The sequence below is a fragment of the Aeribacillus composti genome (genome assembly GCF_007827555.1).
Lineage (GTDB): Bacteria > Bacillota > Bacilli > Bacillales > Aeribacillaceae > Aeribacillus > Aeribacillus composti.
Map to the genome: position 1 here is coordinate 24,812 of NZ_VISS01000007.1, position 14,485 is coordinate 39,296.

Genomic DNA, 14,485 nt, shown 5'->3' on the forward strand with positions numbered 1-14,485 from the left:
TTACATCCATAAAATGTTTTCTTTTTCTCCCCCATAAGCAACGGATACATATGGTACAGCCGGAATCGCGATGAATTGCCGTGATTGTTCAAACAAGTAATAGTCTGTTTCTTGAATCATCCGCTCATTTGTAAACTGGCGTGTCATAAATTCTTTTAAAAAGCGAGTTTCCTTTGAAAATTGGATCGATCGCTCACGCAAATTAGGAATTCGCACAACAGAATGGATCGGCACCGCATCACGACTTTCCATTACCGTTCCCTCTGCTTCGGCAACCCAGTTTAACTGTCCAAGCAATTCAGAAAGCCCTAAATACGGCGGATAAACATATCGGCTTGATTGGATTCTTCCCCTCACGCTTTCATAGATAGATCGGTCAGAGTGGGAAAAATAAATGCGGTACCGCACATTGGCTTCTTCTCCCCCGGGAAGCACTAACTCAAGGGGAATTTGCGTATGTCCTCCGCTATTGTTTAAATGGGCTTTTGACTTTACAAACATATAATTGACTGTTTGCATCACTTTGCGAATCGGCGTGCGAACAGATAGCGCAATTTGGCATTGATTCGGTGAAAACACTTCATAATAACTGTCGCGCTCCATTCCTAAAATACCAGCGAGTATGCCAACAATCGTTGTTCGCGGCGGAAAGGAGTACGAAAGCGAAGATGAGTTCGTATCGATTTTTCGGAAATGTCCCATCTTCCCGATAAGGTCAAAAATAAGTATCTTCATAAACGTCACCCTTTTTTACAATACAGGAACGAGTTTATCCGCCAACTCGGATGGAAGAAGAGCTGTTAGCATCCCTTTTTGTCCTTCATAATTCAACAATAAATTAGAATCTTGCCAGTAATGGATGCGGGCAATTTCACCATTTACTTCCAAAAGTTTATTCACAAGTGCATCAACATGCAAATTAACTTCGGAAATGCTGCGCAGCCCTTCTGTTTCCTCTAAACTCACCAAATCTCTCAAATCGCCGGCAATAAATTCAGGAGAATGATATTCTACACGTAAGTAAAGACGAGGGTATTGTCCGACTTTGCTTCGTGTTGCGCTCAATGGAATCGCTTTAACAACCGCTTGATCAAATAAACTGACATCTTCTTCGGTCAATCTCGTATGCACCGCGCGATGACCGCTTATGATGCCATGAAACGCCAAAAATGAATAATAGACACGATAGTCTTTGCCGATAGTACCGCCGTCATTTTTATCATCGGAACCGAAATGTGAGGTAATACTTGCCGATTCGACAAGCGTGACTTTATTTAACGAGTAGCCCCAGTTAAACTGAATCGGACCAGTAAACGTCATGGAGCTTCCTTTATCCTCCGATTTAATCGGCATTGTCGCACCGAACATGCGGACATCAGTAAATTGCTCAAGCATCCAGTTTTGTTCCTCTTTTGATAGTTTATTAAGGTTCACTTTTCCATCATACTTTTTCTCAAATAAACGCTTAATGCGTTCTGTCGCATTGACCGTTTCTCCATCGACTTTACCTACAAAAATTTCGTTTCCGAGCTGTTCCAAATAATCGCGAATATATCGTTTTAAACGCACATCACTCACTAAGTTTAATGAACGTTCATAATCCATGCGCGGGCGGTTTTCTTCATCAATATCGCCGTTCGGGTTTGTTAACTTTGCATCATAAAGGAATAAAATATCGCTATTATTCATTTTTTTCATTCCTCCTCGTGTATAATTAATGTTAGAAATGATTTTTTAAGAGATTTTGCAGTTTATCCAAATGCCTTGACCAATTGTTTACTATTTGGAAGGAAGAGCTCCCCTCATCTTATACAGGATTGGACTTTTCGCAGTATTTGGGGAATCTCTTCTTCCTTTCCATTCGTAATACTTTATTTTTCATTTTCAAAATCAGGGTCGGAATTATCCTTTTTGCTGCTGTTTAAAATCCGCTTTGTGCCATATGCGTAGCCTGAAAGCAAATAAAAAACGTTTTCTCGATCACTTAAATTCCATTTTCCCTGCAATGCTGAATCAAAGAGACGTTTATGTTCCACATAAACAGCTTCAATTTGCAAAGAAGCAATTTTCAGTTGTCTCAGCTTTTCAAATACTTCGTTTGAAAGCATGATCAGTTTTTGCCTATTCATACCATGATAATTAATCTTCGATAAAATCGGCTTATTTACTGTTTTGCCGCTTCGGACTTGTCCAAACGCTTCTGCACGTTCTTTTGCTCTACGAACTTGTTCAGTTCCAATTTTTGCAATTAAATACCCAAGTAAAAATAAAGAACTTTGCGCGACGTTATAATTCATGGTTTCCATATATTCGACCATGTGGGCATCAGACAAGTCATATGTTACCTTTGCCATCTCCCTTTCCTCCTTAATTAAGTTAAGGTTTTGCAACAGTTTCAAGAACAATTGCGCTCGCACCATTGCATTCACTAATCGAAAATCATTGGATTCTTCCTTGTCGTTACTATATTGATAAAGGTTATAGTTAGCATACATATGAACTTTGGCAAGCTGCACAAATTGCGTGATCAGCCATTGGTATGAAAGCGTTTTATTTGTCAAAAGCGACTCGTATACTTGTAAAATTTTACGTTTTTCAAAGTTTTCCCTGCGTTGAACACGCATCGGAACTAAGTAGTAGATTGGTTCCAAGCCGAGATTGAATTTTTCATTGCCAAAAAAGTGTTGTCCTATTTCCCCTGCTTTTCGCATCTCGTAACCTAGTCGGCGCAAATGAGTGAGCGGAACATCGGATAACAGTTTATTCACCTTTAAAGCTGACTGCGCTTTTGTGTAAAAAAGAAAATGTAACGAAATATGGTTGTCCATTTGATTATTGAATTCTTTGTAATCTTCTATTTCCCGATGCAAATCTTCCGCTGTTTCAACCGTTTTGACAGTGCGGACAAACTGATGAATGTGCTCACTAATATCTTGAAGCGGGACATTTTCAAACGGCACATCATATAAAAAGTCTGGGATGATATAACAAGGAAGGTCACTGAAACGAGTATTAAAGTTGCGGAGAATGTACGCTTCCCCTGCCATAATTGCCTGATAAGCATCTTTGCTGATGGATAAGTTTTTGACAAATGATTTTTTCTCTAGATCGCTCGCAAAGCTGATTTTATCGTTTATGTAGTAGTTAAATTTCAGTTTTGTCGTTTCTCCTGTCACAAAGTCTTCTTTGTTTGTAAGGGCGCATACTCCCTTTTTCGCCTCTTCAAATACACTTAGTTTCTCAGCGATAACGAGTCGTTCATATTCTGGTTGCGATACGACGAGCTGTCCGTCAATGGCAAGAGAATACAAGAGGACATCTTTGATGCTAACATTGGCTTCTTTTTCAATAAAAGCTTGAAACTGCTTCGCTGCTTCCTTAACCGCTTTTTTCGCCTCTTTTTCCGTCAATTCGCCGCCAACATATGCTGGATTAAAAACATAGCGGTATCGTTCGTCTGATTTTTTGGCCGCGCCAAGATCCAAGAAAAAAACATCTTGTGCTTTTTTTAAAAGAGAATAGTAGGAATCCTCTTGATTCCAACGTTCGAGAAGATTTGTAATTGTTTGACTAAGCAAATATTCGACATTGCTCACCGTTCCAAACCATTGTGGGCTCGCTGCTCCATCCGCTGTACCAATCCATAGCAACTCTAATGAGGTCGATTCGCTTATTTCTTTTGGCGTTATTTTGACTTTTTTATCTTTAATAGAAAAGTCCACAATAATTACATATTTAGTTGTGCCATATGATCTTGCAATGGGCAGCGTTATTGCTTGAATAAGAGATTTTTCTTCGGTTAAATACTTATTTCCAAGGGTGTAAATCGTTTTTATCACCGTCTGCACCTCCTTTAAAGAGAAATATAAATTTTTACAATCCGTTTAAATTCTACCAATTCTATCTTTTATTTCAATATTTTTTGTATAATTTAACATTTTGTTCAAAAATACAAATAATTTCCTAAACTGGCTTAATGTCTTCTAAATATCCAATCATCCTTTTTTATTTCTTCATGTAAGTAAACTTTTTCGATATTTTCCTTACACCATTTCCCTCTTCTATAATTGATATAGTCGACATATTAACAATTGTTCTTTCAAACATTTTTACACCTCCTCATTTTTTTATATAATTACATTTTCAATTAAATTTTATTTATTCAGAAAATTAATGTCAAGAATTTTTTGTTATTTATGAAAATAAGATATCTCTGAAACGATTTGGAATCAATAGAGATATGTTTCACCAAAAAAAAAGACTGAATATTCAGTTTTTTTGTAAGAAGAGAAAATTTCCTTATTCCTTTATGATTAAAATATTCTTCAAACATACATACGTTGAAGGGCCTTCTGTGCTTCGACAAATCCTCTTAACTTTCACCTTACCTATTTCTCAAATCTTGGATACTACTTGATCGTTCACCTCATGGTATTGGTCGTGTACATCACACTCTGAATACTGCTTATATGAATCATAAATTTGGTCTAGCCAAATGCTTGACACAAAAATTTTTATACATCATCTTTGCTATGAAAATTATATTTAGTCCTAAGTAGGTAAGATAATAATTACATTATCAATGTTTCAATGCTTTAATAAGCTAAGATATGGAAAATGATAACTATAATTTGTATTATATATTAAATGAAATATTTAAACAAGCCAGTTGCAAATTATTAAAAATACAATATGATGCACATAAGAAGTAGGATTGGGATATAAAAAATGTTACCGAACATTCATGTATTCTCTAACCTTTTATTTTCTTATTTGAAACAGCCATGTACTAAAAGTAGTTTCTATAAACACAGATAAGGCACGGCTTTATGAATCTTTCCTCGTTCTATTTCGTTTATTGATCGGTGTTATCAAGTTTTTTATGCTTTCTACCACTTCAACATTTCCTAACACAAAAGAAATAGACATATCTAATTCTTTTTAAATCTTATTTTATTCTTCAAATTGCAGAGAATATCGAATTTATCGTACGAGGCGGGAAATTTACTTACAACAGCAACACTTTAACCTAAGAAAGCGACAACTTGATTCAGTTGTTCCAAAGCATGAGGAGGTATTTTCAGTGTTGAGGTTGGTTCTCCCGTTCCTCCGTAAATGAACGGATAGCGAAAAAGTTCTTTATCGATTATACAAGGCAAAGAAAGACCAACTAAAGGAACGCTGCCGACAGTGTATCCCGTTATCTTCTGGACTTCTTTTGGGGGTGCCATTTTTAATTGATTGCATCCCAAGATTTCGGACACTTTTTCCAGATTCACACGACCGCGTCCTCCTGAAACGATTATTGCAAAATAGCCTTTGTCAGACTTAAGTATCAATGTAGGAGCAGTCTGACCTATTTCGATTCCAAAAAAATCCGCGCCTTCCTGCGCTGTGCGAATTGGATTTTCGTGATAAAGGATGTCAAATGGAATTCTATTTTCCTGTAAAATGCTTTTTAAATGATCCATAAGTAAGCCCTCCTATTACAAATTCCACGAAACGGCCTCTTCTACAATTTAATTGCCAACAGCTTACTTCCACATATTAATCCAATTTCCTTTTGAAAAGTGGTTTTCTTTACAAAAAGAAGTGAAATACAGTTGAATGGAACTTTATGGGGATTGTTGCGAGTAAATGCTATTCATAAACTGGAGAGTTTCGTGAGTATCTAAAATGGTATTGAAATGTAAATGAAAACTCCAAGAAGGCTGCCGCAAATTTTTTATCTATATATTATCCGGTTGAAACTTCAAATGAATACAGTAGAAGCCGAATCGGCATTCATTAATAGTTCCGCAATTGCCTATACTAAAAAAGAGAAAGTACCGTAACCTGATGGATCCTGTACATGTTCTTCCCGTTGATTTCAATCGGCAGTATACGGAAAGTACCGTAACCTGATGGATCATGTACCCTTCCGCTTTGTTACTCGTCCAATTTAAAATCTTTTTTTCTCTCTTTAATAATTCTTTCTGAAATTCTTGCCCGTCAAAGCGGCGTACTACAATTTAGCTGTCGGCTCTTTGCAGCTGCAATTTCCGAAGCCTATGACGCCACAGCAGCAGATGTACTGTGCCTTTTCACATTTTTCAATCACTATGCAAAAAAGGCTATCGAATGCACTCGATAGCCTTTTGAAAATGATTGATCTAAGCTTTATGGACTTGGGTTCCTTGCGAATTCATGGATAATCGATACTATCCTTTATGGAACTCGGAAGCAATTCTGTACAGTATCGTACTGTTATCCCATGGATGATCGATCTTATCCTTTCTGAACCTTGATTAATACGTCTTTTCCTCCAACTACGTTGGATGGATAACTACTATGGTCGATTTTAAACTGATCTCCGTTCAGTAAAATAATAGGAGTAATGGTGTTGTACCCTTTTTCGCCAATTTGGTCGATGGCGAATTGTGCGATAAGATCTCCTTTTTTGATTTTGTCTTTAGGTGAAACTTTTATTTCAAAGCCTTCTCCTTTTAAGTTCACTGTTTCTAGTCCCAAATGAATCAACAGCTCTGCTCCTTCATCTGAACGAAGTGTAATGGCGTGCTTGGTTGGGAATACATCGACGATTTCACCGTCAACCGGGGAATAGACATCTCCGCTTGTTGGTTGAACAGCAATGCCGTCGCCCATCATTTTTTGAGAGAAAACTTCATCAGGCACTTCTTCCAAAGAAACAACCTTTCCTGATAATGGCGCTACAAAACTAATAGTTGATTCTTCTTTATATTCGTTTGTTTCCTGATTCATGATATCTAAAATTTGATTTTTTAAAGTGTCTGAAGTAGGTCCAAATATTGCTTGAACTCCATTTCCTACCTCCAATACGCCTGAAGCACCAAGAGCTTTCAGTTTTTCTTTATTAACAGCGCCTTTGTTTTTTACACCTACTCTTAAACGTGTAATACATGCATCAAGATTATTGATATTTTCTTTTCCGCCAAGTGCTGCTAAGACTTCATACGCTTTTTGATTGACAACAGATTCATCACTTTTTCTATTTGTTTTTTCTTCGTAATCTTTTCTAGTATAAAGTCTGTTCGAATCTTCATCTCCGCGCCCTGGTGTAAGGAGATCCCACTTTTTAATAGACCATCTGAATACAATGTAGTAAACAACAGCCATTGCCAGACCAACGATAATGACATACCACCATGGCTCTCCAACACCAGGTAATATACCAAATAAGATAAAATCAATGATTCCGGATCCGCCGGCATATCCAACATTCACATCTAAAACATACATCAGCATAAATGACAGCCCTGCCATTAATGTGTGGAAAACGTATAATAATGGCGCTACGAACAAGAACGTGAATTCAAGCGGCTCTGTAATTCCTGTAAAAAATGCTGTTCCCGCAGCAGTCAACAATAAGCCTGCTACAGCTTTTTTGTTTTTCGGTTTTGCCATGTGATACATTGCTAACGCTACCGCTGGCAGACCAAACAGAACAAACGGGAATTTCCCTGCCATAAATCTTCCTGCTGTTATTTCAACGGCATCATTTACTTGTTTATCCGCAAGCTGAGCCATATACATTGCCGTGTCTCCGGAAACGACAGATCCAGCAAGTGTTGTATACGTTCCGCCAACTTCCGAAAAACGAATTGGGATATAGAAAATATGATGCAATCCAAACGGAATAAGGGCACGTTCTACTAGTCCATAAATGAACATGTAAAGCGGCGGCGTATTTTCTCCTGATAAGGCAGTTCCAAGTGCATAAATGCCGTCTTGTACATGTGGCCAAACAAAGGCCAAAATCAGTGCAATAATGATTGAATAACCTGCTGTTATAATAGGAACAAATCGTGAACCGCCGAAAAAGGACAGCATTTCCGGCATTTTGAAATCATGATATTTTTCATAAAGAACTGCTGCTACAAACCCGATGATGATACCGCCAAAAACACCGATTTGAAGTGTCGGAATCCCTAACTCAAGTACACGCCCTGGTTCCGATACGTTTTCCGGCGTAATTCCAAGGACAATCCCGATAACGGTATGCATAACTAAATAACCAACAAGTGCTGATAAGGAGGCTGCCGCTTTTCCACCGGTCCAGCTCCCCGCTATACCGATAGCGAACAAAACACCTAAGTTCCCAAATATCGCTTTTCCTGCACCCTTCATTAAATCAGAAATCGTTTTCCAAAATCCTGAATCTAAAAAAGGCAAATATTCGATTAAATATGGAGATTGTAACGTTGTACCGATTCCCAACAATAAACCGGCTGCAGGAAGCAAAGAAATTATAACCATAAAAGTTTTGCCAATTCTCTGAAAGAAATCAAAGTTAAATACCTTCTTCATTTCATAGCTCCCCTTCTAGATAAGATATAGAAAACGGATACATTCTAGCTATTTTTCAAGCAGGGAGTCATAACGGCTCCCTGCACGGACAAGTTATTATCGCAATTCCGGCCAGTATTCTTTATTGGCTTCGATTAAGGCATCCAATACCTCTCTCGCTTTTGCTGCAGATACAACTGTACGATTTAAAGTTAAAGCTTGCAGCGCTTTGGCGTATGAGCCTTCCATATATGCTTCCACTGTAAGTTTTTCATACGCATATTGCCCTTCAATCAATCCTTTATAGAATGTTGGAATTTCTCCAACTGCGTATGGTCTAGGCCCGTTTGAGGTTATACTTGCAGCCACTTCAACCATCGCATCATCCGGCAAATTGCTGATGATTCCATCATTTTTCAAAATGACAATAAAATTGTCGCCTTTGTTGTATGCAATGGATTCTGCAACAATTAAGATAAACTCGCCATGCGCATCATTTGCTACTACGTTGGAATCTTTTGCAGTTCCTGTTTCAGCAACGCGCACACAATCTTCAAATACGCGTTTCTCTCTACCGGCTTGTACTTCATTTGCACGCGTAAAATCCGGATTCAATTTTTTCAGCACTTTATCTGGATATAGATAATACTGTAAATACGTATTCGGCAAATAGTCCGGAAAATCTCGCACCATTTGCTGTACCATGGCATACGTTTCGAGCCATGATTTATCCCTTTGCTCGTAGTCAGCCGGACGGAAGCCGTTTTTCAAAATCATTTCCCTTAACTCAGGCAATTTGTCATTGCCTTGCGGATCATATAAATGAGTAAACCAGCCAAAGTGATTTAATCCGAAGTATACAGGATCAAAATCACGTTCATTCATATTTAATAAACGGCCGTACGAACGAAGCAAGTTTTCAGGCTGGTCGCAAATATTGAGGATTCTTTTATCATCAGGAAACATTTGCTGTAACGCAATCGCAACGATAGCAGCAGGATTTGTGTAGTTTAAAATCCATGCGTCTTTCGTTTTGCTTCTGACATCCTTGACCAATTGAACCATATCGCGGATCGATCTCATACCGTAAGCAAAACCGCCCGGCCCGCATGTTTCCTGACCGATAACCCCTAGTTTCAACGGGATCTTTTCGTCTTTTTCACGCATTTCATAGCCGCCAGTACGCATTTGCACAAAAACAAAATCGATATCTTCCGTGAATGCTTCCTCTTTATCTGTTGTATAGCTAAAATGAATGTCAGGGTACTCTTCTTTAAAGAGCACTTTCGCAAATTCGCCAATTATTTTTTGGCGTTCGTAATTGATATCATACATGACCAATCGGTTGATCGGGAAAGTATCTTGACGCGAGCAAATTGCTTTTAAAAGACCTGGCGTCCAAGTACTCCCCCCGCCAACAATAAGTACATTGAATTTTTTCATTGTGTTTCAGCTCCTGGTAGTAATTTTTCATGTAACTGATTCTACCGATATCTTAACGAACGAAAAAACAAAGACAGGAAAAATTTCATTTTATGAAACTTTTTTCATGGTCATTTATAATAGAACGTACAATAAATATGAAATCCGGAGTGATTCGATGTACAACTTTATGGCTAAATTATTAAACTTCATTGAATCTTCAACAGACCAAACAAAATCAGAAATCATTATTGCCGAATATATTTTGAGGAATGTGGAAAAAATCCCGAAAATGTCCATTTATGAATTAGCTGAAGCGTGCCATACATCACCTGCAACGATCACCCGATTTTGCCAGCGCTTTGAAAATATTACGTTTAAAGAGCTTAAAGAATATGCCAGATCATTTATTGAATTTAATGATACTGAAGTAGACTATCAAAACCTTAAAACGAAATTTAATATAAAACAAATAAACGAATATTATGATGAATTACATGCTTCTCTGAAGCAAACAGAGCAATTTCTCCGTTCAAAGGAAATCATTCAAGTTGTTCACGAAATCCATCACTCAAAAAAAGTTGCTTTTTTTGGGGTAACATTTTCGCATCTCATTGCAAGAAATGCACAATTCAAATTTATTCGTCTGGGCAAATATGCTACTGCGTACAGCAACCATGAAAATCAAATTTCCGAAGCAGAATCACTTACGCCCAGAGATTTAGCCGTTGTCATTTCTTTTTCCGGAGAAACAAGATTTATCGTACAGCTAGTAAAGGTATTAAAGAAGAGAGGCATTCCTATCGTTGCGATTACAGGCAATGAAAAAGGCTATTTAGCACAGAATGCGAAACAAATCATCAAAGTGAGCAGTTGCAAACTAGAATCCTTTAAATCACCTATTTTGGAAGAAATCAATATGCTGAGTGTAATTAATTCCATTTATCTCGTTTATTCTATCGTTTTTAAAAATTCGGAAGGATATCAGACAAACAAAGGAGGCAGCTAAATGAATATTGTCGTAGCACCTGATTCTTTTAAAGGGAGTCTGACCTCTTCTCAAGCAGCTAATATTATGAAACAAGCAATACTTGACCTTCATTACGGTGATACAGTAAGAACAAAGCCAATGGCTGACGGCGGAGAAGGAACAGTCGATGCATTGTTAGCCTCTTCAGCCGGGGATCGCATTGAGGTAACCTGTACAGGCCCCTTGGGCAAAAAAATAAAAACATATTATGCCATCCTCGAAAATAATACGGCTGCTATTGAAGTTGCCAATATCGCTGGGCTTGTCCAAGTGCCTCCTTCACAACGAAACCCGGATGTGACCACTACTTTCGGACTTGGCGAAGTGATGAAAGATGCATTGGATAAAGGCTGTAAATCGTTTATTATCGGGCTTGGCGGCAGTGCTACAAATGATGGAGGTCTTGGCTTTTTACAGGCGCTTGGCATGAAAGCTTGGGATAAAGAAGGAAAAGAAGCGGGGATTTTCGGAAAAGATTTATTGGAGGTCAATCAAGTAAGTTTCGACCGTTTGGATCCGAGATTGGAACATATTACAATAAAGGTTGCTTGTGATGTGGACAATCCGTTATGTGGTGAAAAAGGTGCCAGCGCAGTTTACGGACCGCAAAAAGGTGCCAGCAGCAAACAAATACCGATTTACGACGAAGCATTGGCCCGATTTGCTGCTCTTATTGAGAAGCAGAAAGGAAAAGTCTTCAATAACGTGAAAGGTGCAGGGGCAGCAGGAGGCTTGGGATTTGCATTCCTTGTACTAGGCGCAAAGCTTATATCCGGTGCTGAGCTTGTAGCAGAAGCTTCGAACTTGAAGGAAGCAATAGAGCAGGCGGATCTTGTCATTACAGGAGAAGGACAAAGCGATGAACAAACATTATACGGAAAAGCGCCCGGCTATATCGCTGATCTCGCTCAAATATACGGAGTTCCAACGATATTAATATCCGGCTCGCTTGCAGGCAATTTAGATGTGCTCCGCAGCAAATTTCACGGATGCTTTTCGATTATTACTAAACCATTGACGATTGAGGAATGTATGGATCAGGCAAAACAGCTATTGTACAATCAGACGAAGCAAGTGATGCATCTTATTCACTCTTTGAAGATATAATCGGATCCAGGTTTTCGCTTTTATAATCCAGATGGGGAAATTTTTTTTCAGATGTTTATGTTGAATACTGCAAAAATAACTTTCCCCTTATTCCATCTCAATTTTATCTAGAAGATTGACCGGCAAATCTCCAAAATTCCACATTAGAGAGGCATCTAAGATCTTGTTCAACATCTAAGATGCCTCTTTTGTAATGAAGGTAAAAGAAATAATTGATGTATTCCATTAAGCACCGACAATATCTTCACAATTTTGTGTTAAATTATCGAATACAGATCATTTTCCTCACGATCATCCATGTTGTCTTTAAACAAGTCTATAATGCTTCCTGCACTTTTAAACGGTTCTTTCAACTTTTATTCCATAACTCCGTTTTAAACCCATATACTTTTCTTCTTGGTACTGCAAATGCTAAAATTCTTTAATGATTTCGACTTCGATGTTAAATAACCGTTCCGTTAAACTATTTCCTTCCATTCCTTTTGGATTTTCGCAGAAAAACTCAAAATTACCAAACTTGCCAAAAAGGTGAATGCGTATTAACTTCTCCAATCTAGTAAGTCTTTATATAAGCGTGTTCTGAACCCAATTATTTGCCAAAACTTTGATGTCGAACGTCCTTTCTTGAAAAAACACGAGATTGACGACTTCCGGAATATCGACTTCAGTATCAAGTTTATCGGGCTGATACAGCAATTTGCGTCAGAAAAATGATCAATTAACATTAGATACCAGTTGACGCTGTAATCAATAACCCTTGCAAATCCGTCCTTATTCTCAGAAAACAGTTGATCAAAGCGCTCACTATCCGTTCTGTATGATGATTTTCGCAAAAACAATCGTTTTCTGCCTTCAACTCGAATTTATTTTTTATTAAATTTTTCAGTACAGTATCAATTAATAAGTCCATTCGTTTAGTGCTTTTAACGCTAAGGGGGGTGAAAACATTTGTTGTGTGATATCCGCAAAATTGATTTCTAGTTGATAAATTCCTTCTTTGATCAAGCTGTGCCGATCTCTTCTCATGTCTAGAAAATGCACGAATAAATTGTCATCCGATTAAACGCTATGTGCTATCTCTTCACGCATCGTTCCGTTTTTAGCAAAATTTATATGCCATGAAAGAGCTTTTTCTAAAACATGTGGTGTATGCCCTCCTCTTGCAAGAGCTTCCTGATAATATTCCCGAAGCTGGTCGCGATACATCGGATGGGCGCAGCGTTCGATAATCAGTTCCACACGCTCTCTTGGCGCCAAGCCCCGGAGATCCGCATACCCTTGCTCGGTGACAATGACATCGACGTCATGCTCCGTATGGTCAACATGGGAGACAAAAGGAACAATACTTGATATGTTTCCGTCTTTCGCTATTGATTTTGTCACAAAAATCGCCAGGCGGGCATTTCTTGCAAAATCACCGGATCCGCCAATGCCGTTCATCATTTTCGTTCCAAGTACGTGGGTTGAATTGACGTTGCCGTAGATGTCCACTTCCAATGCTGTGTTAATGGAAATCAAACCGAGCCGGCGAATAATTTCAGGATGGTTGGAAATTTCCTGCGGTCTCAGCACTAAACGGTCGCGGTATTTCTTAAAATTCGAGAAAACCTCCTTCATTTTCGGCTCTGAAAGGGTAATCGAACAACAAGAGGCAAAACGGACTTTGCCCGCATCTATCAAATCAAAGACTGCATCCTGCAATACTTCAGAATACACCTCTAAATCCTCAAATTCTGAATCCAGCAAGCCATGAAGAACTGCATTGGCGACGGAACCGATGCCTGACTGCAGCGGGGCCAAACGTTCCGTTAATCGGCCGGCTTTAATTTCTTTACGCAAAAACTCTATCAAATGCTGCGCCATAATGACTGTTTCTTCATCCGGAGGCACAATTGTCGACGGTGAATCTGGCTGATTGGTAAATACAATTCCTTTTACCTTCTCTATATCAATCGGTATTCCGATCGTACCGATTCGATCATTCGATTTTGTCAGCGGAATCGGTTTTCTTTCCCCTTGTTTCTCCGGTTCATACAAATCATGCACTCCTACTAAGTCTGCAGGCTGTGCCGTATTAATCTCTATAATGATCGATTTTGCGTGCTGGGCAAATGTCAACGAGTTTCCAATGGAGGTTGTCGGAATAACCATTCCATCTCTTGTAATAGAAACCGCTTCCAAAATTGCGAAATCGATTGGATCCATAACATTTGAGCGCACTAATTCAGCAGTATGGGACAAATGCTGATCGACAAATAAAAATTCTCCCCGATTGATTCCTTTTCTCATCGTAGGATCCGCCTGAAAAGGAAGCCTCTTGCCTAAAATGCCAGCTTCAGTGAACATTTTATCGATATCAGAACCTAAAGAGGCTCCTGTATACACATTTACTTTAAACGATTCTCGCTCTGCTCGTTTCACCAACGCATATGGAACCGCTTTCGCATCACCCGCGCGTGTAAATCCGCTTAACCCTAAAGTCATCCCGTCTTTGATCCATGATGCGGCTTCATCAGCTGTGACTATTCGATCGCGCAAACGCAAATCTTCAATCCTTTCCAATTTATTGTCCATTTCCCCATCATCTCCCCTTTAATGAATTTAAAATTTATTTTACCG

General features: G+C 38.6%; 9 protein-coding genes. 2 read left to right on the top strand and 7 right to left on the bottom strand.

Going from position 1 to position 14,485, the window contains the following annotated elements; genetic code table 11:
- From cas5b to FB379_RS05285, 6 genes are all read right to left on the bottom strand, one after another.
- A complete protein-coding gene (gene cas5b / locus FB379_RS05260; protein WP_144597299.1) occupies positions 1-735 on the bottom strand; it encodes a type I-B CRISPR-associated protein Cas5b in 735 nt (244 codons plus the stop codon).
- A gap of 15 nt (positions 736-750) precedes the next feature.
- Positions 751-1,689, bottom strand: coding sequence for a type I-B CRISPR-associated protein Cas7/Csh2 (gene cas7b, locus FB379_RS05265; RefSeq protein ID WP_144597302.1), 939 nt, complete (start codon positions 1,687-1,689; stop codon positions 751-753).
- Between the two features lie 182 nt (positions 1,690-1,871).
- Complete coding sequence (locus tag FB379_RS05270; protein ID WP_144597304.1) at positions 1,872-3,839, bottom strand: TIGR02556 family CRISPR-associated protein; 1,968 nt, start codon at positions 3,837-3,839, stop codon at positions 1,872-1,874.
- 1,185 nt (positions 3,840-5,024) lie between these two features.
- Positions 5,025-5,471, bottom strand: a complete 447-nt coding sequence (locus tag FB379_RS05275; protein WP_144597306.1) for an aminoacyl-tRNA deacylase — start codon at positions 5,469-5,471, stop codon at positions 5,025-5,027.
- Between the two features lie 796 nt (positions 5,472-6,267).
- Positions 6,268-8,328 (bottom strand): glucose-specific PTS transporter subunit IIBC, encoded by a 2,061-nt coding sequence (gene ptsG, locus FB379_RS05280; protein WP_144597308.1) that lies wholly within the window; start codon positions 8,326-8,328, stop codon positions 6,268-6,270.
- Positions 8,329-8,424: 96 nt separating this feature from the next.
- On the bottom strand, positions 8,425-9,750 hold the full coding sequence (locus tag FB379_RS05285) for a 6-phospho-alpha-glucosidase (protein ID WP_144597310.1): 1,326 nt from the start codon (positions 9,748-9,750) through the stop codon (positions 8,425-8,427).
- 157 nt (positions 9,751-9,907) lie between these two features.
- Here FB379_RS05285 and FB379_RS05290 point away from each other — a divergent pair, with 157 nt between their 5' ends.
- Together FB379_RS05290 and FB379_RS05295 are read left to right on the top strand one after the other, a co-directional pair.
- Positions 9,908-10,738: a MurR/RpiR family transcriptional regulator gene (locus tag FB379_RS05290; protein WP_242009295.1), complete on the top strand. Its 831-nt coding sequence runs from the start codon at positions 9,908-9,910 to the stop codon at positions 10,736-10,738.
- Positions 10,739-11,866 (top strand): glycerate kinase, encoded by a 1,128-nt coding sequence (locus FB379_RS05295; RefSeq protein ID WP_130158641.1) that lies wholly within the window; start codon positions 10,739-10,741, stop codon positions 11,864-11,866.
- Between the two features lie 1,059 nt (positions 11,867-12,925).
- Here the strand turns inward: FB379_RS05295 and FB379_RS05300 are convergent.
- A complete protein-coding gene (locus FB379_RS05300; RefSeq protein ID WP_144597312.1) occupies positions 12,926-14,440 on the bottom strand; it encodes an acetyl-CoA hydrolase/transferase family protein in 1,515 nt (504 codons plus the stop codon).
- Between the last annotated feature and the right edge of the window lie 45 nt (positions 14,441-14,485).

Coding starts and splice junctions, on each gene's coding strand:
- cas5b (WP_144597299.1), bottom strand. CDS start 735: ATGAAGATACTTATTTTTGACCTTATCGGGAAGATGGGACATTTCCGA.
- cas7b (WP_144597302.1), bottom strand. CDS start 1,689: ATGAATAATAGCGATATTTTATTCCTTTATGATGCAAAGTTAACAAAC.
- FB379_RS05290 (WP_242009295.1), top strand. CDS start 9,908: ATGTACAACTTTATGGCTAAATTATTAAACTTCATTGAATCTTCAACA.
- ptsG (WP_144597308.1), bottom strand. CDS start 8,328: ATGAAGAAGGTATTTAACTTTGATTTCTTTCAGAGAATTGGCAAAACT.
- FB379_RS05295 (WP_130158641.1), top strand. CDS start 10,739: ATGAATATTGTCGTAGCACCTGATTCTTTTAAAGGGAGTCTGACCTCT.
- FB379_RS05300 (WP_144597312.1), bottom strand. CDS start 14,440: ATGGACAATAAATTGGAAAGGATTGAAGATTTGCGTTTGCGCGATCGA.
- FB379_RS05275 (WP_144597306.1), bottom strand. CDS start 5,471: ATGGATCATTTAAAAAGCATTTTACAGGAAAATAGAATTCCATTTGAC.
- FB379_RS05285 (WP_144597310.1), bottom strand. CDS start 9,750: ATGAAAAAATTCAATGTACTTATTGTTGGCGGGGGGAGTACTTGGACG.